Source organism: Mesorhizobium sp. P2_B5, assembly GCF_056404775.1.
This window is the reverse complement of sequence record NZ_JBFUDJ010000019.1, coordinates 22385-45818: the sequence shown is the minus strand read 5'-3', so window position 1 is coordinate 45818 and position 23434 is coordinate 22385. Positions and strand designations below refer to the sequence as shown.

Here is a 23434-nt window from a genome sequence, read left to right as displayed (position 1 = left end):
GGTTTTGCGGACAGGATGCTGCGTCAAAAAATAACGCCCAGCAAACGAAGCGGCGGCGGCTCAGCCGGCAGGCGTCGAATGCGCCCATTCCCAATAGAGTTCGCGCGCCTTCTTGGCCACCGGCCCGGGCTGGAGGTTGCGGTCCTCGATGCGGGTGATCGGCACGACCTTGGAATGGTTTCCGGTCGAAAAGATCTCGTCGGCCTCGAGAAAGTCGCGCACCGACAGCATCCTTTCGGTGGTCTTGAAGCCATAGTCGCCAAGCAGCGTCATGGTGCGCGAGCGGGTGATGCCGGACAGGAAAGTGCCGTTCGGCGCCGGCGTCAGCACATGGCTGTCCTTGACCAGGAAGATGTTGGAGGTTCCGGTCTCGGCGACATTGCCCAGCATGTCGAGCACAAGTGCATTGTCGAAGCCGCGCATCTTGGCTTCGAGAATGGCGCGGCCATTGTTGGGGTAGAGGCAGCCTGCCTTGGCATTGGTCGGCATGGTTTCGATCGTCGGCCGCCGGAACGGCGAGACGGTGATCGAAAAGCCGGCCGGCGAGATCATCGGCGATTCGTAGAGGCAAAGGCAGAAGCGGGTCGATGCCGGATCGGCCGGCACGCCCATATAGCCGCCGTGCTCGGCCCAGTACATCGGCCTGATATAGACCGCCGTCTTGCCGTCGAACTTCTTCAGCCCGTCCCAGGTCAGGCCGACGATCTTGTCGACGCTCATCGACGGTTTGAGACCTAGCGCGATTGCGGAAGCATTCACCCTGGCGGCATGCAGTTCGAGGTCGGGGGCGACGCCTTCGAACCAGCGGGCGCCGTCGAAGACGCTGGTGGCAAGCCACATGGCGTGGCTGCGCGGCCCAAGGATGGCGACGTTGCCTTCGTACCAGTCGCCGTCGACGAAGGTCCATGTCGCCGATTGCGCCGCAGTCGCCAGTGTCATTGCTCGGTTCCGCTTCGATGCTGCCTGTCTGGTATCATTGGAAGATGCTTTGGCGGGCGCCGTCAACCGGCATCAGGCGGATTTTGTTGAGACCAGCGAGGCCCAAGAAAGCGATCAAGTCTGCAATCGATGCTTGCACCTTGCCCCGCCTGCCCTCAAAACTGTCGTCATGCATTACGCGGCTTACGTTTTCGACGCCTACGGCACGTTGTTCGACGTGCACGCCGCCGTGCGCCGTCACGACGGCGAGATCGGGCCGGACGGCCAGCTTCTGTCGGAAATCTGGCGCGCCAAGCAGCTGGAATATTCCTGGGTGCGCACGCTGATGGGCGGCTATGCCGATTTCTGGCAGCTCACCGAACAGGCGCTCGACTTTGCCTTGCGCAAGGTCCCTTCGGCAGACAAGGGGCTGAAGGCAAAGCTGCTCGAGGCTTATTGGCGGCTCGACTGCTATCCGGAAGTGCCGGCCGTGCTCAAGGCGCTCAAAGCGTCCGGCGCCAAGCTGGCAATCCTCTCCAACGGCTCGCCCGAGATGCTGGAGGCGGCGGTCAAATCGGCGGCCCTCGACCAGGTGCTGGACGACATCTTTTCGGTCGATGCCGTCAAGCGCTTCAAGACCGACCCGTCGACCTACGACATGGTGGCGACGGGCTGGCGTCTCTATCCCGGCGCGGTCTCGTTCCAGTCCTCCAACCGCTGGGATATTGCCGGCGCGACCAAATTCGGTTTTCGCACCGTGTGGATCAACCGCGCCAACCAGCCCGAGGAATACCGGGACTTCCCGCCGGCGCTGATCCTGCCGTCGCTGGAAGGATTGTTGACAGGCGGCTAGAGCAATTCCAGGACAAGTGTGAAACGGTTTTCCGTCCGGAAATTGCGCAGAAGGAAAGACGCAGAGCAGTCGGCGTTTCTGTGAGACGATGAACTGCTCAAGAGTTCTGTTGCCTCAAAGCAACAGTGGCATGACGGTCACAGCTTCGCCTTTGTTTGTCCACCCTCAGGCCAGAATCGGAACCGCCTATCGCCCCAGGCATTGGGTGAGACCAACACTGCGCCGCCTGGAAGCATTCACGCTTTCTTGCGACTTGAGACTTAAAAAAGGCAACCATGTTGAAGACCGAAATCGACCTCTATCGCCTGAGCCGTCGCGGCTTTCTGAACGCCGCAGCCCTTGGCGCCGCCTCGATTGCGGTCTCCGCCTGCGCCACCACCGAACCGGCGCCGGCGCCGGTCGAGCCGCCGCCGACTTATGTCGATCCGCCGCTCGGCGACTACGCGACGATGTACGGCCCGATTTCGGACAGCGGGTTCGAGCTCCCAGCTATCCCGATCAAGAAGATGGACCCGCAGTTCCTGCGCCAGATCGTTCCCGATCCGACCGGCCAGAGGCCCGGCACCATCATCGTCGATACGACCAACCATTTCCTCTATCTGGTACGCGAGGGCGGCCAGGCGATCCGTTACGGCGTCGGCCTCGGCCGCGCCGGCTTCGAATGGTCGGGAGACGCCGTCGTTCAATGGAAGCAGAAATGGCCGAAATGGACGCCGCCGGATGAGATGGTGGCCCGGCAACCGGAACTGGAGCAATACAGCGCCAAGAATGGCGGCATGCCCGGCGGCCTCAAGAACCCGCTCGGCGCCCGCGCGCTCTATCTGTTCCACGACAATGTCGACACGCTCTACCGCTTGCACGGCTCGCCGGAATGGAACTCGATCGGCAAATCCGTCTCGTCAGGCTGCGTGCGCCTGATAAACCAGGACATCATCGACCTCTACGACCGCGTGCCCTCGAAGAGCCCGGTCATCGTGACGTCCGATATCGGCCAACCGATGGTGGCGAGCGCAAACCGCAGGGCCATTCCGATCGACGGCGGCGTGCCGGACGGTTCCGTCCTGCTCGGCCCGGTGAACTGATCGACGTTTTTGCGATGCTGGTGAAGCGGCAGGTTTGCCGCTCCATCCGCAACTTCGCGAGGATTCCGATAGCTTTACGCGAATGCCTGGGGTCTGCATCCAAGACATGCAATGCCGGCAGCAGGAGGCCAAGGAAGACTTCCAGACGAGCTATGGAGCCGGCGCAATCGATGCGCCCACGCACCGTCAATTCCGGTGCTCCTGTATTTCGTTCCCCGATGCATGTATATTAGGCGGGAATAGAATTGCAGGTATATACGTTTCATTAGATCATTGATGGCGGGGGAACGCCAATGGTGGGATTTGACTTCGATAGTCCGCCTGCCGACAGCGCCGAGGTCAATTTGTCGGCCGAATGCGAGCGCCAATTGCTGCCGCTCGTCCGCGGAATTGTCGAAGCCGCGGTTGCCGCCGGGTGGAGCCGGGAGGATGTTCTTCTCGCCATGGTTGAGCTGTCCTGGGATCTATATGAGAAGCGTCGAGGCGATCTTTAGCAGCCCCGCGTGACCGGATAATTCTGTATCGGGGTCACTGCACGGTCACCGGTCGGGTAGCGCGGCGCGTCCTGAGCATAATCCTCGAAAGCGCCGGTAGGAGAAGGGCCACCATGCGGGGGAGCGCGTCCGTCGTAGTGGCGGCATAGGCCGAGCAGGTCCGGTGACAGCCGCGCGATCTATATTCTGCATGCAACGCTGGATTACAAAGCGGGCGCACGATGCACAACAACTAGGCACAAAATGGTAAGATAAGATCGGCAAATTGTCAGATTAGTTCGTGCTAAAAAAGCAAAATCTGTAGATTTATAGGCCAAATCCTGACKAAATTTTCATTTCGGCTGAAAATCTTCTTTTCAATATAAAGTAACGACTCTAAGGTTCGAGAGAACGCCCGGGAACAAGCGTGAATTCTGGGCACCTCCGTACAACACAGGATTAGATCGATCGGCGCGCGGCTGTGGCAGAGACGAAGACGCAACACAGAGGCGACGTCCTGGAAAGCGCCGGGACAGACCGGCGGCGCACGGATCGGCGCATCTTCGATGGAATCCCCGAAAGCGCGGGGCGGCGCCTGGTCACCTTTCGAGGCGGAGCGGCTCATGTCGTTCATGGGCCGGGATCACATACATTCAAAGCGGCGGAACATTTCGGTTCGGTTCTGCTTGCGCCCTCACCCGGGATAGCGGCATCGCTGGGCAGCGACAAAGTCCACGAATATGACGGCGACGTCGGTATGATCATGATCGTCCCAGCCGATCTCGGCGGCAAGGTGACACGGTCATCCACCACGGAGAGCGTAATCGTGGCGCTCACCCCCGAGAGTCTCTTCGAGCTGGCAACGCGTGAATTCGGCACCGGCCATGCTGAGCTTCAACCGCCGCCGTTCGGGACCGTCGATTTCCAGGCGCTGCAACTCGCGCAGTTGCTGAAGGTGGAACTGACGGATCGGGAAACTCCAAACGAATTCTATGTCGATTCGTTGGTCACCATGTTCGGCGTCCATTTGCTTCGGAACTACGCAGGAGCGCGAAAGTTGCCACAAGGCCCAAAAGGCGGTCTGTCGAACCGCAGCGCCCGGCGGGTGCGGGAATTCCTGGACGTAAATTTTTCCAGCAAGATCGCGGTGGCCGAGCTAGCCGCACTCTCCGGCCTTTCGCCAAGCCATTTCATCCAGGCATTCACGAAAACCTTTGGCGAGCCGCCGCACAAATATCTGCTGCGGCTGCGTCTCGATTTCGCCGAGAAACTTCTCGTCGAAAGCGAGCTGTCGATAGCCGAAGTCGCGCATCTGAGCGGCTTTTCAGATCAGAGCCACCTGACCGTCACCATGTCGAAATACCGCAGCAGAACCCCTAAGCAGGTGAAGCTGCAGCGGTGATATTTGCCGCGGGCGCGTCTCCGCAGCCAAAAGTTGCGTTGCAGAGCGGTCACACCTGCCCGCTCAGCCCTCAAAGACCGGATTTTCCTACAAAGATTCCGGACTTTTCCAAAATACATACACCGCGAACGTGCTCATGGTCGCGATGGGAAGTCATTTGGGGCGGGGGCAACCAGATGAAGCAGCATGTCGGATTGTCCCATGGACATTCAATTCGCGGAAATCGAAGTCTTCGCACCCAAGGCCGAAGCGGCTTGGGCCGCGTTGCAGCGCCAATATGCCAGCCGGATCAGCGGTGCGGAGATCGATCATCTGCTTGCCTGCTTCGTGCTCGGATTGACCACCCCGGCGTATGGCGAGGGGGAACCGGCTCTTCATTTCGATCTCTGCCGCGCGCTGGTGGCGATAAGTCTGCCGCCGGAGCGGACCGAAGCCGCCTTGCACTCGGTTCCCGAGCCGACGCAGCCATGGGTCGCGAGCGCCTATCAGCTCATTGAAAAACAAGGCGCCAAGGTCGGTCTCTCGTTGCGGGACAAGACGCGTAATTTCGAAGATTTTTTGGCTGCCGAGGCGAATGATGCGGCACATCAGGGCGCCTCGGCAATTGCGAGGGAAAAAGTAGCATGACCAGATACGTCAAGGGGCGGGCAAGGATCGAACTTTCTTCAAGCTTTGTCGGAAGCTGGATCGCGGGCGCGGCCGACAGCCGCTCGGTTCGTCGCCGCCTGATGGCGGTGCTACGCAACGCGTGCCGCGTGCTCGGGATGCGCCGCAAAGGTCTGGGGCTTGGTGCGCTCGGCAGTGGACGGATGCTGGCGACGGCGCTGGGCGCGATCGCATTGGGCGGCACCGCGACGCCGGCGCTGGCGCAGTATGCCGCTGGCGGCGGTACGGCGACCGGCAGCGGCTCCATCGCCATCGGCACGCCCGCAACGGCCTCTCAGCTCAATGCCATTGCGATCGGAACCCGATCCGCCTCGTCGACACAGTATGGGGTGGCAATCGGCCAGGATGCGCAGGCCACAGGCACCGGCGGCGCGGTGGCGATCGGCGGCGGCGCGATCTCAAACAACATCAATTCAGTAGCAATAGGCGTCGCCGCCAATGCCACTGGGGCCGGAGCCAGCGCGCTGGGCACCAACGCCCAGGCCTTGGGAGGGAACTCCACCGCGGTCGGTGTCGGCGCCACGGCCAGCAGCAACTATGTGTTCGCCGCTGGCTACGGATCCGTAGGTAGCGCTCAATTCGCGTCCGTCATAGGCTATCAGGCCAGTGCCAGTGGCCTGCGCGGTATGGCGCTTGGATATCAAGCAACGCAGAGCGGAATCGATTCTCTTGCCCAAGGTACCAACGCCAACGCGGGCAGCCAAAATGCCATCGCTGTCGGCTTCCAGGCGACCGCGAGTGCCATAAACTCCGTCTATGTTGGCTCGCGCACCGCCGTGGGGACGGGAGCGTTGGCCCAGAGCGCCATCGGCATCGGCACCGATGTGACGGCGTCTCAGGCTGACAGCACCGCGATCGGGCGCGCAAGCAAGGCCACCGGCGTCACCAGCATGGCGTTTGGTTTGCAGAGCCAGGCCACGGCGACCAACACCATCGCCATTGGTCCCCAGGCAAATGCAACGGCGCAAAACTCGGCAGCGCTCGGTAACGTCGCCGTGGCCTCGGGCAATTTCGCACTGGCTCTGGGCAATTCGGCCACGGCGAGTGGCGTCGGCTCAGTCGCGGCTGGTTCTGGAGCCCAGGCCACGGACGTCTCCACCACTGCGCTCGGTAACAACGCCGCAGCAACAGCGGCAAATGCCAGCGCACTGGGATTGGGCGCCACAGCCAGCGGAACATACGCCACTTCACTTGGTTCCACCTCCAAGGCGACCGGCGCCCGTGCGTTCGCGGGTGGCCGTTCCACCACTGCCCAAGGCGACGATTCCATCGCCATCGGCACGACATCCATCGCGACAGCGGCGAGCTCGACAGCAATCGGAGCGGGTGCGGTGACACTCGACGTCAATGCGATCGCCATCGGCACCGCCGCCGGCGCGGACACCGCCGACGCGATCGCCATCGGCACCAGCGCGTACGCCAGTGGCGGCAAGGCGGTGGCAATCGGCGCGGACAACGTTGCCTATGGCGACGGCGCGGTGGCCATCGGCGATCCGAGCTATGCCAGCGGCACCGGCGCCTTCACCGGCGGCGCCAACAACATCGCCAACAGCGACGGCACGGCGACCGCCACCGCGGCCAACATGGCCAACGGCGCGGTCGCCATTGGCAACAGCAACAAGGCGATCGGACAAGGCTCGGTGGCGCTGGGCAACGGCTCGACAGCGGGCGCCGCCGGCCTCGCCGGCAATGTCGCGCTGGGCAATGGCGCGACGGCGGCGGCGAGCTCCGGCGACGTGGCGTTGGGCTCGGGCTCGGTGACCGCGACGGCGGTCGGCACGGCCAGCGGCGTGGTCAACGGCACGACCTATGCGTTCCAGGGCACCACGCCGACCTCGACGGTCAGCATCGGCGCGCCCGGCGCCGAACGCACGCTCACCAACTTGGCGGCGGGGCGGATCAGTTCAACGTCAACCGACGCCATCAACGGCTCGCAGCTCTTCGCTACTAACCAGGCGGTTGACGCGATCGGCGCCGTCGTCAACAACATCAACGTCGGTGGCGGCATCAAGTATTTCCATGCCAACTCGACGGCGGCGGACTCATCGGCGACGGGTACGGACTCCGTCGCCATCGGACCCGTGGCGACCGCGACGGGGACGAACGCCATCGCGGCCGGTGTCAATTCGAGCGCCTCCGACGCCAACGCCTCGGCCTTCGGCAGCGGCGCCGTTGCGTCGGCCCTCGATGCAACAGCGATGGGATACATATCCAAGGCCTCAGGCCAATACAGCACCGCCGTCGGGGCCAATGCCAATGCCACAGCCACGTCCAGCACCGCGATCGGCCAGAACGCATTTGCAACCGGCTTTCAGGCGACAGCTCTCGGCGTAGGAGCGAATGCCGGCGCTGCGAATGCGATCGCGCTGGGCGCCCTCTCCGCCGCCAGCAACGCAGGCGACGTGGCGCTCGGCTCGGGCTCGGTGACCGCGGTAGCGGTCGGCACCGCCAGCACGACGATCGGCGGCGTCGCCTACAACTTCGCCGGCACGACACCGACGAGCACCGTCAGCATCGGCGCGGTCGGCGCGGAACGTACGATTACCAATGTCGCGGCGGGCCGGCTCAGCAATTCCTCGACCGACGCCGTCAACGGCTCGCAGCTCTTCGCAACCAATCAGCAGGTGACGCAGAACACCACCGACATCGCCGCCAACACCGCTGACATCACCAATCTCGGCAATTCGATCAGCAACATCACCGGCGACACTTCGACCGCCTACACCGACGCCAATGGCGACGGCATCCGCTATGTGCGCACCAACGACAGGACGCTTGCCGTCGCGGACTCCTTCGCGCAAGGGATCGGCTCGTCTGCCCTGGGCTACCAGGCGACCGCGAGCGCCGACAATGCGTTGGCACTCGGCCGCGACACCCAGGCCAGCGTCATCGGCGGCGTGGCGCTCGGCGCCGGTTCCGTTTCGGATCGTGCTGTCGCGCCCGCATCGGGATCGATACTCGCCGGCACAGGCCTGGTTCCCTACAATACCACCGACGCGACCTTGCTCGGCGCCGTCTCGGTCGGCACCTCCACCTCCTATCGCCAGATCATCAACGTGGCCGACGGCACCCAGGACCAGGACGCGGTCACGCTTCGCCAGCTGAAGGGCGCGCTGAGCTCGTTCGCGGTGACGGGAAGCCTGTACTTCCATGCCAATTCGACGGCTCCCGACTCGCTTGCGGTCGGCGTCGATTCGGTTGCGGTCGGTCCGCGCACTACCGTCAACGGCGACAACGGCATCGGCATCGGCAACGGCGCCATCGTGCAGCAGACGGCGCCGGGGGGCATCGCGATCGGCCAGAATTCGACCGTCAACCAGGCCGACAGCATCGCGCTCGGCACCAACTCGACCACCAACGGGGCCCAGGCAGTGGCGCTCGGCGCAGGCGCGACGGCCAACGAGCCGGGCAGCGTCGCGCTCGGCGCAGGCTCGACGACGGCGGCCGCGGTCGCTACCACCGGCACCACGATCAACGGCGTCAACTATACGTTCGCCGGGACAGCCCCGACGAGCACAGTGAGCGTCGGCACCGTCGGTAACGAGCGCACCGTCACCAATGTCGCTGCGGGCAGGATCAGCGGCACCTCCACCGACGCCATCAACGGCAGCCAGCTCTACGCCACCAACCAGGCCGTCGAAGCCATGCAGGGGAGCGTCGGCGATCTCAACGAGTTTGCCGTCCAGTACGACAAGAACGGCGACGGCAGCAAATCCAACTCGATTACGCTTGCCGGCGGCGACCCGAACACGCCGGTGGTCATCCACAATGTCGGGGCCGGCGTTGCCAACACCGATGCAGTCAACGTGCAGCAGCTCAACAACAGCCTGTCGACCACGCTGGCGGATTCCAAGACCTATACCAACCAGGTGGCGACCACGACGCTGCAGCAGGCCAATGCGTATGCGGACTCCAAACTCAGCCAGCTCAACATGGACATGGGCGAGGTTCGGGGCGAAGCACGCCAGGCCGCCGCGATCGGCCTGGCGGCCGCTTCGCTGCGCTACGACGACCGTCCCGGCAAGCTGAGCGTAGCGGCCGGCGGAGGCTATTGGCGCGGCGAAGGCGCCGTCGCCTTCGGCGCCGGCTACACCAGCGAGGAGGGACGTGTTCGAGCAAACCTGTCCGGCACGACAGCAGGCGGGCACTGGGGCGTCGGCGCGGGCGTCAGCCTTACGCTGAACTAGAGCCCGGCCATGATCAGGCAGACAGTCCTTGCTGTCGCGATATCCATGACGTCAATGCTCCTGTCCGGCTTTGCGGCCGGGCAGGAAGCGATCCCTTCCGGCTACAGGGTAAAACCTTCCGACGTCGCGGTGCCTGCGGATGCGAAGCTTGGCGAATATCAACGGACCACCCGTCCGTTCGAGAACTGGACGCTGATCTGCGACGAGAACCTGAAGGCGCGCCAAAAGGTCTGCAACGTCACCCAGATCATCGAGGACCAGGCAGGACAGGTTGCGTTCAGCTGGTCGCTGGCCGCTACCAAGGAAGGCAACCCCTACATGATCTTGCGCACCCCGCCGATCGCCAAGAGCGACAGTCCTGTCTCGCTGACATTCGAGGGGCGCAAGGAGCCGATAAAAATTCAACTCGACGGATGCAATCAAGCCGTCTGCGTCGGCATGCTGCCGGTTGGTCCGATCATGCGCGAACAGATTTCGAAGGCCGCGGCATCCGTCATCTCCTTTCCGACGACGGATGGCAGGACGATCAACGTGACCGCAACCCTCAAGGGCTTGGCCGCGGCCGTCGAGGCGATCAATTGACGAAGGCATCGCGATGAACCAGCAATCGATCCATGATCGGATAATGTCTCGCAACCAGAGCAGCGATGCCGTTCGGATCGACGACGGGGGTCGGAACAGGCCGAAACGAAACTGGGCGAAGACCGCTGTCTTCTCGTTGCTCGCCATCGCCGTCGTCGCCACGGCCGGCTTCGCAGCCATGCGCTACGGCTTGGTCCACAATCTATTGCCGCAACCGGCGGTCGCGGAGACCAACGAGCCCGATCCGGCCTTGGCCGACACGCCATTTCTGCAACACGCCAAACAGGCAGGCTTGCAGTCTTGTTCCAACATTTTCCCGGCCCTTGGGCAGATGCTGACGACCGGCACGACCTACAGCGTCCAGTCGATCTGGAACAACGAGGCCCCCGACAAACACGTCGTGGAAGCCCTGGTCGGCATGAACTACGCCACGCAGGGCTACAGCGGCCCGGCCGCGGGCCTGGTGTTCGCAGCACCCACCGCATCTGTTTGCGAAGGTACGATGGTCAGGGTGGCGCCGTTCGCGGCCAATTGCGCCGATGTTCCGGCCCTGCTTCCGAAAGGCAGCAAGCTTGCCAACAATCTTGGACAAATCAGCGTCTATGAACTGGCCAATGGAGGGGGCAACGCGATGCTGCTGCCGACAGGCAACAGCTGCGTCGTCATTTCCGTGGCCTTGGCAGCAGGAAAACAAGGAGGCGTACAATGAGGGTGAATTCCGCCATTGCGGCAATCGGCATGCTGTTGGCCTGCGCCGGGCGGCTCGCTGCGGCGGACCTCGCCCCCGAGGCGGACGTCCCCGAGCCCCCGGCCCAGGAGGAGAAAGGAATCTGGGCGGCGATCGCTTATTCGAACCCAGACGGGAAGCACGGCTTCTTCTGGGGTGCCGACAAGCGTCAGGAGGCGATGGACATCGCCCTCAAGCATTGCCAGAACGCCGGCGGCGACGGCTGTACCGTGGTCAGCGTGTTTCGCAATCATCGTCACTGGGACGACGACGACAACACCGGCTTTCCCTACAATCATTGCGGCGCGCTCGCGGTGGGCGAGAAGACGAGCGGACAATCCACCAGCTGGGGCGCGGAGACGGCGCAAACACGCCGGCAGGCCGAAGACCTGACGCTGCAGGCCTGCGAACGGAGTGGACAGAAATGCAAGATCCGCGAATGGGTGTGTACCTGAGGCCCTGCTGTGGCTGAAGGGCTTTTTCACCCAGCCGATCGCCAAGGGGGCGGAGAACGGTTGTGCGGGCCTGTTTCACATCAGCGCCAAGCGATCGAACTCCAATCAAGCCGTATGTTTGCACTCAACGTCGCGCCGTGCTCAAGCGGGGTCAGCCCCTCACCGTGATGGGCATCGACGGAATGCGACACCGGCTCGAAGCAGAAGAAATCGGCGTCCTGCGATGGCGAATAGAGGATAAAGACGTCGAGCGCCCGTGAGGCCGTGAGCGAGATGGTGATCCTGTCCTTAGGCCAGATGATCCTGGCGCGGCGGTCCCATCCGTCGAAAGCGTTGTTCACCCAGCTTCGCGGCAGCGGATCGTCGAAGTGCCCTGCTCGTGGCCGACGAGCTGCGCCTTTGGCGGCGCCGATCTCGATACTCTGTTCATCACCTCGGCGCGCTTCACGATGACCACCGACCACCTTGACGCGCACCCGCATGAAGGCGGTCTTTTTGCACTCCGGCCAGGGGAGCGAGGCCAACCGAGCAACCGCTTCGGTTAGGTTCTTCCTACCGCCCCCTGGAAAGGCTGCCCAGAATCCCGCGCACGATCGCCCGTCCGACCGACGAGCCGACCGAGCGCACGACAGCTTTGATCGCGGCTTCGGCGACGGTCTGGCGGTTGGAGGGTCTCGGCTCCGGCGCGCGGCGGCCACCGGACTGCGGCGGCGTATCGTTGCCAAAGCCGGGGATGGTCCAGCGTGAGCGGCCACTGCCGGCCTGCTGCGCCTGCTCATCCGCCTCCTGCGCTCCCTTGGCCTTCTTCTGCAGCATCTCGAAGGCCGATTCGCGGTCGATGGTCTGATCATACTGGCCGGCTACCGGGCTCTGGTCGATCAGCTTGCGGCGCTCATCCACTGTGATCGGGCCAAGCCTGGACGATGGCGGGCGGATCAGCGTTCGCTGCACCATGGACGGCACGCCCTTGGCCTCAAGCGTCGAGACGAGCGCTTCGCCGGTGCCGAGCTGCGTGATGGAGGTGGCGCAATCGAAATCGGGATTGGGCCGGAACGTTTCGGCCGCCGTCCTCACGGCCTGCTGTTCGCGTGGCGTGTAGGCGCGCAGCGCGTGCTGCACGCGATTGCCGAGCTGGGCGAGAACCTTTTCAGGGATATCCAAGGGGTTCTGCGTGACGAAATAGACGCCTACGCCCTTCGAGCGGATCAGCCGCACCACCTGCTCGACGCGGTCGATCAGCACCTTCGGTGCTTCGTCGAAAAGCAGATGCGCCTCGTCGAAGAAGAAGACCAGCTTCGGCTTGTCGGGGTCGCCGACCTCGGGCAATTCCTCAAACAGCTCCGACATCAGCCAGAGCAGGAAGGTGGCGTAGAGCCTGGGATTCATCATTAGTTTGTCGGCAGCAAGCACGCTGATGGCGCCGCGGCCGTCGCGGGTGGTGCGCATGATGTCGGCGATGCGCAAAGCCGGCTCGCCGAAGAAATTCGCCGCCCCTTGCTGTTCCAGCACCAGCAGCGTGCGCTGGATGGCGCCGACCGACGGCTTGGTGACATTGCCGTAGCGCGAGCTGATCTCCTCGGCGCGCTCGGCGATGTTGGCCAGCAGCGCCTGCAGATCCTTCATGTCGAGCAGCAGCAGGCCGTCCTCGTCGGCGATGCGGAAGGCGATGTTCATGATGCCCTCCTGCGCTTCGGAGAGGTTCATCAGCCGCGACAAAAGCAGCGGTCCCATTTCCGAGACGGTGGCGCGGATCGGATGGCCCTGCTCACCGAACAGGTCCCAGAAGATGACCGGAAATTCCTGGAAGTCGTAAGGGTCGAGCTTGACCTGTTCGGCTCGCCTGACCAGAAAGTCCTGCGCCTTGCCCATCATGGCGATGCCGGACAGGTCACCCTTGATATCGGCGCAGAACACCGGCACGCCGGCATTGGAAAAGCCTTCGGCCAGGATGTGCAGGCTGACCGTCTTGCCGGTGCCAGTGGCGCCGGTAATCAGGCCATGGCGGTTGCCATATTGCAGCAAAAGCTGTTCGGCGCGCTGATAGCTGTCGTCGGGCTTGCGGCTGGCGCCGAGGAAAATGCTGGTCTCGTCAGCCATACGTCCATGTCTCCGCAAACTGGTGTTAAAGCCAATGGCCTTGCCGCACGTATAGTGAGGCCGTTGCACAGCGACAATCCAAATCCTCAGATGGGCCAATTGTCTAAACTGGACCAATGCTCCAAATCGGGGTTTTGGAGCTTGCGGATTTTGCCGGTGTTTGGCAATCGTTCATGGTTCGTCCACGCAGGCTGACCTATATCAGAGAGATCGAGTTCGGACCTGAAGGCGCATTGCATTGCGATATCGGACAGGGGACCGTAGACTGAACCGCTCCAGGCTGGTGCGGCCGCATAAGAACGAGGAAAATGGATGGGCGCCGGAGCCTTGACCAAGGAAGTCGAACCCACAAACGTCGAGCGCCAGCGATGGCTGGCCTTGACGGAAAAGGCGTTGGCCGGCGCATCCTTCGAGGACAGGCTGGTGTCGCACACCGACGACGCCATTCGCATAGAGCCGCTCTACGATCGCGCCGCTGGCGCCGAACCGCTTGTGCGCGCCAACCCCAAATTGCCCTGGATCGTCAGCCAGCGCATCGACGATCCCGATATCGGCCGCGCCAAGGCCCAGGCTCTGGATGATGTAGCGCAAGGCGCGACGGGCCTGTCGCTGGTCTTCGAGGGCGCGCCGAATGCGTTCGGCTACGGCCTGCCGCGGACGGCGCAGGCGCTGGAGACGGTGCTCGACGGCATACCGCTCAACCGCGTGCAGATCCGCATCGACGCCCATCCCTGGAGTCGCGCCGTCGCCGACTGGCTGGTGGCGTTCCTGAGCAAGCGCCGCTCCGACCCGGCGAAACTCAACCTCTCCTTCGGCATCGACCCGGCGGCAATCTTTGCCGGAACCGGCCGGCTGCGGATGTCGATCGAGGCCTTGCAGGCATCGATGCCGCAATCGCTGGCACATTTCTTCTCGCTTGGCGTGCCGGGCGTATTGCTCGAGGCGGACGGGCGGGTGTTCCACAATGCCGGCGCCACCGAGGCGCAGGAGCTCGGCACCATGCTCGCTTCCGCGGTCTCCTATCTCAGGATGTTCGAGGACGCGCGCCAGCCGCTTGTCTATGCCGCACCGCATATCGGCTTTGCCCTGAGCGTCGACCAGGACCAATTCCTGTCGACGGCCAAGGTTCGGGCGCTGCGCAGGCTGTGGGGGCGAATCCAGGAGACGTGCTCGATCCCGGCCTCGACCGCCAATATCCATGCCGAGACGTCGTTCCGCATGATGACGGCAGCCGACCCCGAGACCAATATTCTACGCACTGCGATCGCCGGTTTTGCCGCAGCCGCCGGGGGCGCCGATTCGATCTCCATCCTGCCGCACACGATCGCGCATGGCCTGCCAGCCCCTTTTGCCCGCCGTGTCGCCCGCAACGCGCAGCTGATCATGGCCAATGAAAGCCATATCGACCACGTCGCCGACCCCACTTATGGCTCGGGCGCGGTCGAGGCGCTGACCTTGGGCCTGTGCGAAGCGGCGTGGGCAGAATTCCAGAGGATCGAAGCGGAAGGCGGCGTTCTGGCAAGCCTGCAGCACGGCCATATCCAGGCGCGCGTCAAGGCAGCATCCGAGCGCCGCGCCGAGGCCTACCGGTCGGGTGAACGGGCCATCATCGGCACCACGCTTTATCCGCTCAAAAGCGAGACCTCGGTCGAGACCCTGGCGGCCGAGCGGCGGCCTCCTTTCACCGACGGCGTGGCGGTGTGCGAGGCCCTGTTTCCGGTCCGCATCGACCAGTCGATCGGAGCCGCACCTTGATCCCGGATTTCTCAGAGATCGGCTGGTCGGCGCCACGGCGCGCACCCGTCGAGGTCAAGGGCCAGCGGCTGACGCCGGAAGGCATTGCCGTCAAGCATCTCTATAGTCAGGGCGACCTCAAGGGCCTCACCCATCTCGACACCTATCCGGGCATGCCGCCCTTCGTGCGCGGCCCCTACCCGACCATGTATGTCCAGCAGCCGTGGACGATCCGGCAATATGCCGGCTTCTCGACGGCCGAAGAATCCAACGCCTTCTACCGGCGCAATCTCGCCGCCGGCCAGAAGGGCCTGTCGGTCGCCTTCGATCTGCCCACCCATCGCGGCTATGACAGCGATCATCCGCGCGTTGCCGGCGATGTCGGCATGGCGGGCGTGGCCATCGATTCCATCCTCGACATGCGGCAGTTGTTCGACGGCATCCCGCTCGACGAAATGACGGTGTCGATGACCATGAACGGCGCCGTGCTGCCGATCATGGCGCTCTACATTGTGGCAGCCGAAGAACAGGGCGTTGCGCAGAAGGATCTCGCCGGCACCATTCAGAACGACATTCTGAAGGAGTTCATGGTCCGCAACACCTACATTTATCCGCCGAAGCCTTCGATGCGCATCGTGTCGGACATCTTCTCCTACACCTCGAAGAACATGCCGAAGTTCAATTCGATCTCGATCTCCGGCTATCACATGCAGGAGGCCGGCGCGACGGCGGACCTGGAACTCGCCTACACCATTGCCGACGGCATCGAATATGCCCGCGCCGGCGTCGCTGCCGGTCTCGACATCGACCGTTTCGCGCCACGGCTTTCCTTCTTCTGGGCGATCGGCATGAACTTCTTCATGGAGGTCGCCAAGCTCCGCGCCGCGCGGCTTCTGTGGTCGAGCCTGATGCAGAAGAATTTTGCGCCGAAGGACGAACGCTCGCTGTCGCTGCGCACCCATTGCCAGACCTCCGGCTGGTCGCTGACAGCGCAGGACCCCTACAACAACATCACCCGCACCATGATCGAGGCGATGGCGGCGACGCAGGGCCATACGCAGTCGCTGCACACCAATTCCTTCGACGAGGCGATGGCGCTGCCGACCGACCATTCGGCTCGCATCGCCCGCAACACGCAGCTGATCCTGCAAAAGGAATCCGGCACCACCCGCATCATCGATCCGTGGGCCGGCTCGGCCTATCTCGAGCGGCTGACGCATGATCTGGCTGCACGGGCGCTCGCCCACATCGAAGAGGTCGAGGCCCTCGGCGGCATGGCTGCGGCGACCGAACAGGGCATCCCCAAGCTGCGCATCGAGGAAGCGGCCGCGCGCACGCAGGCGCGCATCGATTCCGGCGAGCAGATGCTGGTCGGTGTCAACGCGCATCGGCCGGAGAACGACATCGAAGTCGACGTGCTGAAGATCGACAATGCCGAGGTCCGAGCCCGGCAATTGTCGAAGCTGCAGAACCTGAAAGGCACGCGCAATGTCGGCGCGGTCGAGAGCGCACTCGATGCGCTGACCCGTGCGGCGCAAGGTAACGAAAACCTGCTGGAATTCGCCATCCGCGCCGCGCGCGCCAACGCCACGGTCGGCGAGATTTCGCTGGCGCTGGAAAAGGTCTTTGGCCGTCACGTCGCCTCGGTGCAGACGATCTCCGGCGTCTATCGCAACGCGCTTGGCGACAATCTGACGGTCGACCGGCTCTTGGAGAAGCTCGAAGCTTTCGAGAAGAAATCCGGCGGCAAGCCGCGCATCCTGGTCGCCAAGATGGGACAGGACGGCCATGATCGCGGCCAAAAGGTCATCGCCACAGCCTTCGCCGATCTCGGCTTCGACGTCACCGTCGGTGCGATGTTCCAGACGCCGGATGAGATCGCCAAGCTGGCGGTCGCGCAGGACGTCCATATCATCGGCGCCTCGTCACTGGCGGCGGGACATCTGACGCTGATCCCCGAACTGCGCGATACGCTGAAGAAACTCGGCCACGCCGACATATTGATCGTCGCCGGCGGCGTCATCCCACCACAGGATTATGATGCGGTGCTTGCGGCTGGTGCTGCGGAAATCTTCCCGCCGGGCACGGTCATCCCGGAAGCTGCGGATCGGCTGCTGGACCGGCTGCTGGCGGCGTAGCTTGTTATAATTCGCGTTGTAACACCCGGCATGTTGCGTTATAATCAATGTTGAAACAGGACATTTCAACATGAACACCACCATTCGCAAGATCGGCAATTCCGACGGCGTGATCCTGCCGAAGGAGATGCTCGACCGCCTGAACCTGAAGACGGGCGATCAACTTCAGATCGTCGAAACGGACAAGGGCATTGCCCTTGAGCCGGTTGACGACAGTTTCGAGCGGCAGATGGAAGCTGCGCGAAAGGTCATGGACAAATACAAGGTCGCGCTTCAGAAGCTCGCAGAATGAGCTGGGAGTTTCTGACGCGGCGTGCTGTTGAAGCGATGCATGCCGAGCAGTTGCGTCGGCATGGCGGAGCACAAGGGTTGAGAGACGAAAATGCTCTCGAATCCGCCCTCGCACGCGCCGAGAACAAGGCTAACTATGGAGACCCTTCGATTGAGGATCTCGCGGCCGCCTATCTCTTCGGCATTGCCAGGAATCATGCTTTTGTCGACGGCAACAAACGGACAGCAATCGTGGCAGCCGGTGCATTTTTGATCGTGAACGGACATCTCCTGACAGCCGACAACGGCACGCTTTACGAGTTCGTGATGGCCGTTGCTTCAGGCGAAATCGATGAAGCGGGCTCGGCCGCATTCTTCCGCGACCATATCGTCAAGCTTGAAAACTAGCTCTCCGACAGCTTGACGATCTCCCATTCCTTGCCGTTGACGCTTGCGACGTCGCCGACCTTCTTGCCGAACAGCGCCACGGCCATCGGCGAGACGTGGGAAATGCTGCCCTTCGAGGGGTCGGCCTCGTCCTCACCGACGATCTTCCAGTGCACCTTCTTGCCGTCGTCGCCTTCCAGCGTGACGCCCATGCCGAAGCGCACCTGGTCGCTGCCCGGTTCCGGCACAGAGAGTTCGGCGCTTTCGCGGCGCGCCGTCCAGTAGCGCAGGTCGCGCGACACGACGGCGATGCGCTCGCGGTCTGCTTTTCTCTCGGCTTTCGCCAATATGTCGCGCAGATCGGTCAGATTGTCCTCGATCTGCGCCAGCCCGCGCTCCGTCACCAGATTGCGGTGCGGGCTGATCGGCCGCTCGCCAATGCCGGCGATGGCGTTTTCGCTGTCTTCCTCACGGGTGAAAGCTCTGCTCATCGGACAAACTTAGGCCCGCTTCGGCGACTGTACAAGCCACTTGCCGGACCCGGTCATTGGCCGGACTATGGGCCGAGCGAAGACCGCTGCGGCTGGCATGATTCCTGCGGTTAGTCGGGGATCGCAAGGGATGTGCCGATGTTGAACAGACGAGCGCTTCTGAAGGGGACGGCCGGTTTTGCCGTGCTCGGTCTTTCGTCGGACAACGCCTTGGCTAAGACGGCAGCGCGCGGCTCGATCAACGCCGCCGAGGTTGGCGTGCGGCCGAACGCAGCGGACGACCAGAGCAAAGCCTTCGCCAGGATGCTTGCCGAGGCCAGCGAGCGCAACGCGCCGGTGTTCCTGCCGCCGGGGAACTACGTCGTCTCCAATCTGACGCTGCCCGCCCGTGTCAGGCTTTCCGGCGTGCCCGGCGCCTCACGCGTTCTCTATGGCGGTGGTGGCCGTTTGCTCACGGCCGAACAGGCCGAGCATCTCGAGTTCACCGCATTGGTCTTCGACGGAGCCAGCGGCTCTCTGGCCGACGATGCGCAAGGGTTGCTCGACCTGCGCCGCGTCGCCCACCTGGTCATCGACAACTGCATGATCACCGGCAGCGGCAAGCACGGGCTGGCGTTGGAGCATGCATCCGGCCAAGTCGAGCGCTCGGATATTTCGGGAGCAGCGGACGCCGGCATCTACTCGGTAGAGGCCGGCGGCCTGGAGATATCGGGCAATACCGTGTCCGACTGCGGCAATGGCGGCATTCTCGTGCATCGCTGGCAGCAGGCCGAGGACGGCACCATCGTCAGCGGCAACCGCGTGCAGCGGATTGGCGCGCGCAGCGGCGGCACCGGTCAGAACGGCAACGGCATCAACGCGTTCCGCGCCGGCAATGTCTCCGTCACCGGCAACGTCGTCTCCGACTGCGCCTTTTCGGCGATCCGCGCCAACAGTTCCAGCAATCTGCAGGTCGTCGGCAACACCTGCTCGCGCTCGGGCGAGACGGCGCTTTATTCCGAGTTCTCCTTCGAAGGAGCCATCATCGGCAACAACATCGTCGACGGTGCTGCCAACGGCATCTCGATCGTCAATTTCAACGAAGGCGGCCGCATGGGCGTGTGCTCGAACAACATCGTGCGCAACCTCTCGACCACCGGCCCCTACCCCGCCGATGCGCCGGGTTTCGGCGTCGGCATCAGCGTCGAAGCCGACACCACTGTCACCGGCAACGTCATCGAAAACGCGCCGCTCTACGGCATGCAGATCGGCTGGGGCGCCTATATGCGCAATGTGGTAGCGACGGGAAACATCATCCGCAAGGCCGGAACCGGCATCGCCGTCACCGTGGTCGAAGGGGCTGGAAACGCCATCATTTCCGACAATGTCATCGACGGCGCCAAGAACGGCGCCATCATCGGCCAGCGCTGGGCCGAACCGGCGACCGGCGACCTCGCGAGGTCAAGCAATAGTGGCTACCCGCATCTGACGGTTGAGCGCAACAAGGTCAGCTAGAATAGTTAGCGTTCGCTCGGCTTCTCGCGTTTTATCGGCGGCGACTTCTCGGCAGCGACGTCCGATTCCACATCGACTACCACTGGCTCCACGAACCAGGCGTGCTCGGAATGCGCACTCGAAGACGGAAGATCCAACGTCGGAAAAGCCTTGTTGATTTTGTTAATGGCCCAGACCAAGCCGGACACAATACCGATATAGGCCAACACACACGCAAGCATGGCTTTCAGACCCGCATTGTCGGCCACCCAATGCGCTATCCGCACGCTGAAGGCTAAAAACGCCAAGCTTGCAAAAAGAAGTCCGTATAGGAGACCAAGTGCAATTCGGTGATACACAATGTCGCCCGCAATCCGGAATATGGCGCGAACTTATACTTAAGTGCCTGAAAATTGGCAAAAGCCAGACATCGAATTCAAATGACCACGATGAATCACCAAGCGCATTTTCGTTCGACCGTTAAGTAGCGGACGCATCGGCTAGCCAATCGCCGCCGTCGGCCGCAACGAACCGACCTTGGCGCCGATGCGGCTTTCGATCGGCGGATTGGCCTGTTCCAAAAGGTTCGCCGCCAGCGCCTCGTCAGCCCCGAGAAGTTTTGCCAGCACCGCGGCTATCATCACCTCGGCGGCGCGGCCGGCGCCGTCATCACATTTCAACGCGATGCCGAGGCCTAGCTCCGGAACAGCGGCGCAATAGACGCCCTCGGCGCCGGTCTTGACGAAGATGCGGCCGGGCGCGGCCTGCATCAGCGCCACATCCGCCTTGCCGGTGCCGGCAACCAGGAAAGGCTCGGCCATGCAGGCTGACAGCAGGCGCTTTGCCGCCTTGGCGCGCTCAGGACCAAAGCCCCTGCCCGTCGCCATGCGGGCAAAGCCCAGCGCAAAGCTCTTCAGCGGCACTGCATAGGTCGGGATCGAGCAGCCGTCCGTGGCCCGGCTATTGGAATCGTGGGCAGCGCCGGTTACCGCCTGCATGGCGTCGCGAACCATCTCTTGAAAGGCATGGCCTGCCTGGACGTAGCCGCGATGCGCGATCCCTGCGTGCACACAGGTGCAGAGAAAGCCGGAATGCTTGCCGGAGCAATTATTGTGCAATGCGTTTGGCGAACCATCTGCACGCGCCAGCGCGATCGTCGCGTCATGGCTCGACGGCCAGTGCGCGCCGCATTCCAGCGCTGATTTGTCGAGGCCGGCCTTGGCCAGCATCGCCTGCGCCAATTCGACGTGCGCGGGTTCGCCGGAATGCGAGGCGCAGGCGAGCGCCAGTTCGCGGTCACCGAAGCCATAGGCGTCAGCGGTACCCGTTTCGACCAGCGGCAATGCCTGGATTGCCTTCACCGCGGAGCGCGGAAACACCAGCTTCGCCGTATCGCCGATTTCCCATACAGGCTTGCCGTCGCCATCAAAGACCGCGACAGCGCCGCGATGGGCGCTCTCAACGATCCCGCCGCGCAAAACTTCGACCAGAACCGGATTCGTCATGACTACGCCCTAAAAATACGGGCCGCTTCTACCTGATCCGGTCGAGGATGGAAACGTAGTTGGCAACGGCAGCGCCACCCATGTTGAAGATGCCGCCGAGCTTTGCGCCAGGCACCTGGATGCCACCGGCCTCGCCAGTCAACTGCATGGCCGTCAGCACATGCATCGACACACCGGTCGCGCCGATCGGGTGGCCCTTGGCCTTCAGCCCGCCGGACGGATTGACCGGCAGCCTGCCGTCCTTGGCGGTCGTGCCGTCGAGCGCCAGCTTGGCGCCCTCACCGGGCTTTGCCAACCCCATCGCCTCGTACTCGATCAGTTCGGCGATGGTGAAGCAGTCATGCGTTTCGACGAAGGAGAGGTCGTCGAGCGTCACGCCGGCCTTCTTCAAGGCCTGGTTCCAGGCCTGCTCGCAGCCTTCGAACGACAGGATATCGCGCTTCGACATCGGCAGGAAATCCTGAACATGCTCGTTGGCGCGGAAGGCGACAGCGCGGCGCATCTTCAGCGCCGTCGACGTGTCGGTCAGCACAAGGGCTGCCGCGCCGTCGGAAACCAGCGAACAGTCGGTACGCTTCAACGGACCGGCAACGAACGGGTTCTTTTCGCTTTCCTGGCGGCAGAACTCGTAGCCGAAATCCTTGCGCATCTGCGCGTAGGGATTGTCGACGCCGTTCTTGTGGTTCTTGGCGGCGATCATCGCCAGCGCATCCGACTGGTCGCCATAACGCTGGAAATAGGCCTGCGCGATCTTGCCGAAGACGCCGGCGAAACCCGCCGGTGTGTCGCCGTCCTCCGGCAGGTAGGACGCCTTGAGCAGGTTCTTGCCGATCTCGGGACCGGGCGTCGTCGTCATCTGCTCAGCGCCGACCACCAGCACGATGCGGGCGGCGTTGGCGTCGATGGCGCGGATCCCTTGCCGGACCGCGGCGGAGCCGGTTGCGCAGGCGTTCTCGACCCGGGTCGCCGGCTTGAAGCGCAGCCGGTCGTCGGCCTGCAGCACCAGGCTTGCGGTAAAATCCTGCGGCGAGAAGCCGGCATTGAAGTGGCCGAGCACGATCTCGTCGACCTCGTCGGGGCCGATTCCGGCATGGTCGAGCGCGTCGACCGCGACCTTGGTGATCAGGCCTTCCAGCGTCTCGCCTTCGAGCTTGCCGAAGCGCGAATGCGCCCAGCCAACGATGCATGCGGTCATGGCGGTCTCCATCCTTGGCGCCAGCCCAGCATGTGGGCTCATGGCGCAGTTCGCCTTCATTGTTCAAATATAAACAATCCCTCCTGCATCGAAAAGGGCTGCAAGCCGACAATCGCTTGGTGCAGGCTGCAATCGAGTCGATTTTTTGTTGATTGACGGATCAATAAAAAATAATCATGCGGGCCAAGAGCCGGGAAAAACAATGCCGAAAGTCGGAATGGAGCCACTGCGCCGCAAGGCGCTCATCGACGCGACGATCTCGGCGATCGGCGAGCGCGGCTCGCTCGACGTGACCATGTCGGAGATCGCCGGGCGTGCCGGCGTGTCCTCGGCCCTTGCCCACCATTATTTCGGCGCCAAGGATGAACTGCTGTTCGCCACGATGCGGCACATATTGGCAGAACTGACCATCGACATGCGGCGTGCTCTTCAATCCGCCGCCACGCCGCGCGAACGCGTCTCAGCCGTGGTAGCCGTCAACTTCTCCGACATCCAGTTCCAGCCGGAAACCATCGCCGCCTGGCTCGCCTTCTATGTCGAGGCGCAGAAATCATCGGCTTTGCGCCGACTGCTCAGGGTCTATGCGCGGCGGCTGCATTCGAACCTGATGAGCGGCCTGACCGGCATCTTGGCCAGGCACGAAGCCGACCGTGCGGCGGAAGCAACCGCAGCGCTGATCGACGGCCTCTATATCAGGCGCGCGCTGAAGGACGGCGTGCCGGACGCGGCGACCGCGATCGCGCTGGTCGAAGACTATCTGGAAATCAAACTCGGCGGGCGACAGACACAGTGACAGCCT

At 63.2% G+C, this 23434-nt stretch carries 22 protein-coding genes; 15 read left to right on the top strand and 7 right to left on the bottom strand.

The genetic code is table 11. From position 1 onward, the window contains the following. Positions 1 to 60 precede the first annotated feature (60 nt). A complete protein-coding gene (locus AC1D1N_RS31475; RefSeq protein ID WP_436258992.1) occupies positions 61 to 939 on the bottom strand; it encodes a branched-chain amino acid aminotransferase in 879 nt (292 codons plus the stop codon). Between the two features lie 169 nt (positions 940 to 1108). On the opposite strand from AC1D1N_RS31475, the gene AC1D1N_RS31470 reads away from it, so the two are divergent. The 8 genes from AC1D1N_RS31470 (at position 1109) to AC1D1N_RS31435 (ending at position 11345) form a co-directional block, all read left to right on the top strand. Next, positions 1109 to 1771 carry a haloacid dehalogenase type II gene (locus tag AC1D1N_RS31470; RefSeq protein WP_142866649.1) on the top strand — a complete coding sequence of 221 codons (663 nt, stop codon included), beginning with the start codon at positions 1109 to 1111 and terminating at the stop codon, positions 1769 to 1771. A 275-nt stretch (positions 1772 to 2046) separates the two neighbouring features. Next, positions 2047 to 2853, top strand: a complete 807-nt coding sequence (locus tag AC1D1N_RS31465; RefSeq protein ID WP_477353213.1) for a L,D-transpeptidase — start codon at positions 2047 to 2049, stop codon at positions 2851 to 2853. Between the two features lie 954 nt (positions 2854 to 3807). Beyond that, positions 3808 to 4728 (top strand): helix-turn-helix transcriptional regulator, encoded by a 921-nt coding sequence (locus AC1D1N_RS31460; protein ID WP_477353211.1) that lies wholly within the window; start codon positions 3808 to 3810, stop codon positions 4726 to 4728. Positions 4729 to 4929: 201 nt separating this feature from the next. Beyond that, entirely contained in the window at positions 4930 to 5355 is a 426-nt protein-coding gene (locus AC1D1N_RS31455) for a hypothetical protein (protein WP_436258989.1), read from the top strand. Further along, positions 5352 to 9581 (top strand): YadA-like family protein, encoded by a 4230-nt coding sequence (locus tag AC1D1N_RS31450; RefSeq protein WP_477353209.1) that lies wholly within the window; start codon positions 5352 to 5354, stop codon positions 9579 to 9581. The genes AC1D1N_RS31455 and AC1D1N_RS31450 overlap by 4 nt, the downstream gene beginning before the upstream one ends. Before the next feature lie 9 nt (positions 9582 to 9590). Beyond that, on the top strand, positions 9591 to 10163 hold the full coding sequence (locus AC1D1N_RS31445; protein WP_477353207.1) for an invasion associated locus B family protein: 573 nt from the start codon (positions 9591 to 9593) through the stop codon (positions 10161 to 10163). A 13-nt stretch (positions 10164 to 10176) separates the two neighbouring features. Then, complete coding sequence (locus AC1D1N_RS31440; protein WP_477353205.1) at positions 10177 to 10872, top strand: hypothetical protein; 696 nt, start codon at positions 10177 to 10179, stop codon at positions 10870 to 10872. Then, a complete protein-coding gene (locus AC1D1N_RS31435; protein WP_477353203.1) occupies positions 10869 to 11345 on the top strand; it encodes a DUF4189 domain-containing protein in 477 nt (158 codons plus the stop codon). Before AC1D1N_RS31440 ends, AC1D1N_RS31435 begins: the two co-directional genes overlap by 4 nt. A gap of 80 nt (positions 11346 to 11425) precedes the next feature. Here the strand turns inward: AC1D1N_RS31435 and AC1D1N_RS31430 are convergent, their stop codons facing one another. Next, positions 11426 to 11686 carry a hypothetical protein gene (locus tag AC1D1N_RS31430; protein WP_477353201.1) on the bottom strand — a complete coding sequence of 87 codons (261 nt, stop codon included), beginning with the start codon at positions 11684 to 11686 and terminating at the stop codon, positions 11426 to 11428. Positions 11687 to 11713: 27 nt separating this feature from the next. On the opposite strand from AC1D1N_RS31430, the gene AC1D1N_RS31425 reads away from it, so the two are divergent. After that, positions 11714 to 11890, top strand: a complete 177-nt coding sequence (locus AC1D1N_RS31425) for an SMP-30/gluconolactonase/LRE family protein (protein ID WP_477353199.1) — start codon at positions 11714 to 11716, stop codon at positions 11888 to 11890. Between the two features lie 7 nt (positions 11891 to 11897). Here AC1D1N_RS31425 and AC1D1N_RS31420 read toward each other — a convergent pair whose 3' ends face one another. After that, positions 11898 to 13442, bottom strand: a complete 1545-nt coding sequence (locus AC1D1N_RS31420; protein ID WP_477353197.1) for a helicase HerA-like C-terminal domain-containing protein — start codon at positions 13440 to 13442, stop codon at positions 11898 to 11900. Positions 13443 to 13754: 312 nt separating this feature from the next. Between AC1D1N_RS31420 and AC1D1N_RS31415 the strand changes: the two genes are divergently transcribed. The 4 genes from AC1D1N_RS31415 (at position 13755) to AC1D1N_RS31400 (ending at position 17992) form a co-directional block, all read left to right on the top strand. After that, the gene (locus AC1D1N_RS31415; protein ID WP_436258979.1) at positions 13755 to 15197 is read left to right on the top strand and encodes a methylmalonyl-CoA mutase subunit beta; all 1443 of its coding nucleotides are present in this window, start codon (positions 13755 to 13757) and stop codon (positions 15195 to 15197) included. Next, positions 15194 to 17314, top strand: a complete 2121-nt coding sequence (gene scpA, locus AC1D1N_RS31410; RefSeq protein WP_477353195.1) for a methylmalonyl-CoA mutase — start codon at positions 15194 to 15196, stop codon at positions 17312 to 17314. The genes AC1D1N_RS31415 and scpA overlap by 4 nt, the downstream gene beginning before the upstream one ends. Positions 17315 to 17384: 70 nt before the next feature. After that, the gene (locus tag AC1D1N_RS31405) at positions 17385 to 17606 is read left to right on the top strand and encodes an AbrB/MazE/SpoVT family DNA-binding domain-containing protein (protein ID WP_436258977.1); all 222 of its coding nucleotides are present in this window, start codon (positions 17385 to 17387) and stop codon (positions 17604 to 17606) included. Further along, positions 17603 to 17992 (top strand): type II toxin-antitoxin system death-on-curing family toxin, encoded by a 390-nt coding sequence (locus AC1D1N_RS31400; protein WP_436258976.1) that lies wholly within the window; start codon positions 17603 to 17605, stop codon positions 17990 to 17992. The genes AC1D1N_RS31405 and AC1D1N_RS31400 overlap by 4 nt, the downstream gene beginning before the upstream one ends. Here the strand turns inward: AC1D1N_RS31400 and greA are convergent. Further along, entirely contained in the window at positions 17989 to 18462 is a 474-nt protein-coding gene (greA, locus tag AC1D1N_RS31395; protein WP_192256527.1) for a transcription elongation factor GreA, read from the bottom strand. The genes AC1D1N_RS31400 and greA overlap by 4 nt on opposite strands. A gap of 138 nt (positions 18463 to 18600) precedes the next feature. On the opposite strand from greA, the gene AC1D1N_RS31390 reads away from it, so the two are divergent. Beyond that, positions 18601 to 19956, top strand: a complete 1356-nt coding sequence (locus tag AC1D1N_RS31390) for a TIGR03808 family TAT-translocated repetitive protein (RefSeq protein ID WP_477353192.1) — start codon at positions 18601 to 18603, stop codon at positions 19954 to 19956. Between the two features lie 5 nt (positions 19957 to 19961). On the opposite strand, the gene AC1D1N_RS31385 is transcribed toward AC1D1N_RS31390, so the two are convergent. The 3 genes from AC1D1N_RS31385 to AC1D1N_RS31375 all read right to left on the bottom strand — a co-directional run bounded on the left by AC1D1N_RS31385 (position 19962) and on the right by AC1D1N_RS31375 (position 22635). Next, a complete protein-coding gene (locus AC1D1N_RS31385) occupies positions 19962 to 20204 on the bottom strand; it encodes a hypothetical protein (RefSeq protein WP_477353190.1) in 243 nt (80 codons plus the stop codon). 231 nt (positions 20205 to 20435) lie between these two features. Beyond that, positions 20436 to 21440, bottom strand: coding sequence for an asparaginase (locus AC1D1N_RS31380; protein ID WP_477353188.1), 1005 nt, complete (start codon positions 21438 to 21440; stop codon positions 20436 to 20438). Positions 21441 to 21468: 28 nt separating this feature from the next. Beyond that, positions 21469 to 22635, bottom strand: a complete 1167-nt coding sequence (locus AC1D1N_RS31375) for an acetyl-CoA acetyltransferase (RefSeq protein ID WP_112564275.1) — start codon at positions 22633 to 22635, stop codon at positions 21469 to 21471. Between the two features lie 202 nt (positions 22636 to 22837). On the opposite strand from AC1D1N_RS31375, the gene betI reads away from it, so the two are divergent. Beyond that, positions 22838 to 23428: a choline-binding transcriptional repressor BetI gene (betI, locus tag AC1D1N_RS31370; protein WP_112564091.1), complete on the top strand. Its 591-nt coding sequence runs from the start codon at positions 22838 to 22840 to the stop codon at positions 23426 to 23428. The last annotated feature ends 6 nt before the right edge of the window (positions 23429 to 23434 follow it).

What these genes read in the sequence shown, in the direction of transcription:
- AC1D1N_RS31475 (WP_436258992.1), bottom strand. Translation starts at nt 939, where the DNA reads ATGACACTGGCGACTGCGGCGCAATCGGCGACATGGACCTTCGTCGAC.
- AC1D1N_RS31470 (WP_142866649.1), top strand. Translation starts at nt 1,109, where the DNA reads ATGCATTACGCGGCTTACGTTTTCGACGCCTACGGCACGTTGTTCGAC.
- AC1D1N_RS31465 (WP_477353213.1), top strand. Translation starts at nt 2,047, where the DNA reads ATGTTGAAGACCGAAATCGACCTCTATCGCCTGAGCCGTCGCGGCTTT.
- AC1D1N_RS31455 (WP_436258989.1), top strand. Translation starts at nt 4,930, where the DNA reads ATGGACATTCAATTCGCGGAAATCGAAGTCTTCGCACCCAAGGCCGAA.
- AC1D1N_RS31450 (WP_477353209.1), top strand. Translation starts at nt 5,352, where the DNA reads ATGACCAGATACGTCAAGGGGCGGGCAAGGATCGAACTTTCTTCAAGC.
- AC1D1N_RS31445 (WP_477353207.1), top strand. Translation starts at nt 9,591, where the DNA reads ATGATCAGGCAGACAGTCCTTGCTGTCGCGATATCCATGACGTCAATG.
- AC1D1N_RS31440 (WP_477353205.1), top strand. Translation starts at nt 10,177, where the DNA reads ATGAACCAGCAATCGATCCATGATCGGATAATGTCTCGCAACCAGAGC.
- AC1D1N_RS31435 (WP_477353203.1), top strand. Translation starts at nt 10,869, where the DNA reads ATGAGGGTGAATTCCGCCATTGCGGCAATCGGCATGCTGTTGGCCTGC.
- AC1D1N_RS31420 (WP_477353197.1), bottom strand. Translation starts at nt 13,442, where the DNA reads ATGGCTGACGAGACCAGCATTTTCCTCGGCGCCAGCCGCAAGCCCGAC.
- AC1D1N_RS31415 (WP_436258979.1), top strand. Translation starts at nt 13,755, where the DNA reads ATGGGCGCCGGAGCCTTGACCAAGGAAGTCGAACCCACAAACGTCGAG.
- AC1D1N_RS31405 (WP_436258977.1), top strand. Translation starts at nt 17,385, where the DNA reads ATGAACACCACCATTCGCAAGATCGGCAATTCCGACGGCGTGATCCTG.
- AC1D1N_RS31400 (WP_436258976.1), top strand. Translation starts at nt 17,603, where the DNA reads ATGAGCTGGGAGTTTCTGACGCGGCGTGCTGTTGAAGCGATGCATGCC.
- greA (WP_192256527.1), bottom strand. Translation starts at nt 18,462, where the DNA reads ATGAGCAGAGCTTTCACCCGTGAGGAAGACAGCGAAAACGCCATCGCC.
- AC1D1N_RS31390 (WP_477353192.1), top strand. Translation starts at nt 18,601, where the DNA reads ATGTTGAACAGACGAGCGCTTCTGAAGGGGACGGCCGGTTTTGCCGTG.
- AC1D1N_RS31380 (WP_477353188.1), bottom strand. Translation starts at nt 21,440, where the DNA reads ATGACGAATCCGGTTCTGGTCGAAGTTTTGCGCGGCGGGATCGTTGAG.
- AC1D1N_RS31375 (WP_112564275.1), bottom strand. Translation starts at nt 22,635, where the DNA reads ATGACCGCATGCATCGTTGGCTGGGCGCATTCGCGCTTCGGCAAGCTC.
- betI (WP_112564091.1), top strand. Translation starts at nt 22,838, where the DNA reads ATGCCGAAAGTCGGAATGGAGCCACTGCGCCGCAAGGCGCTCATCGAC.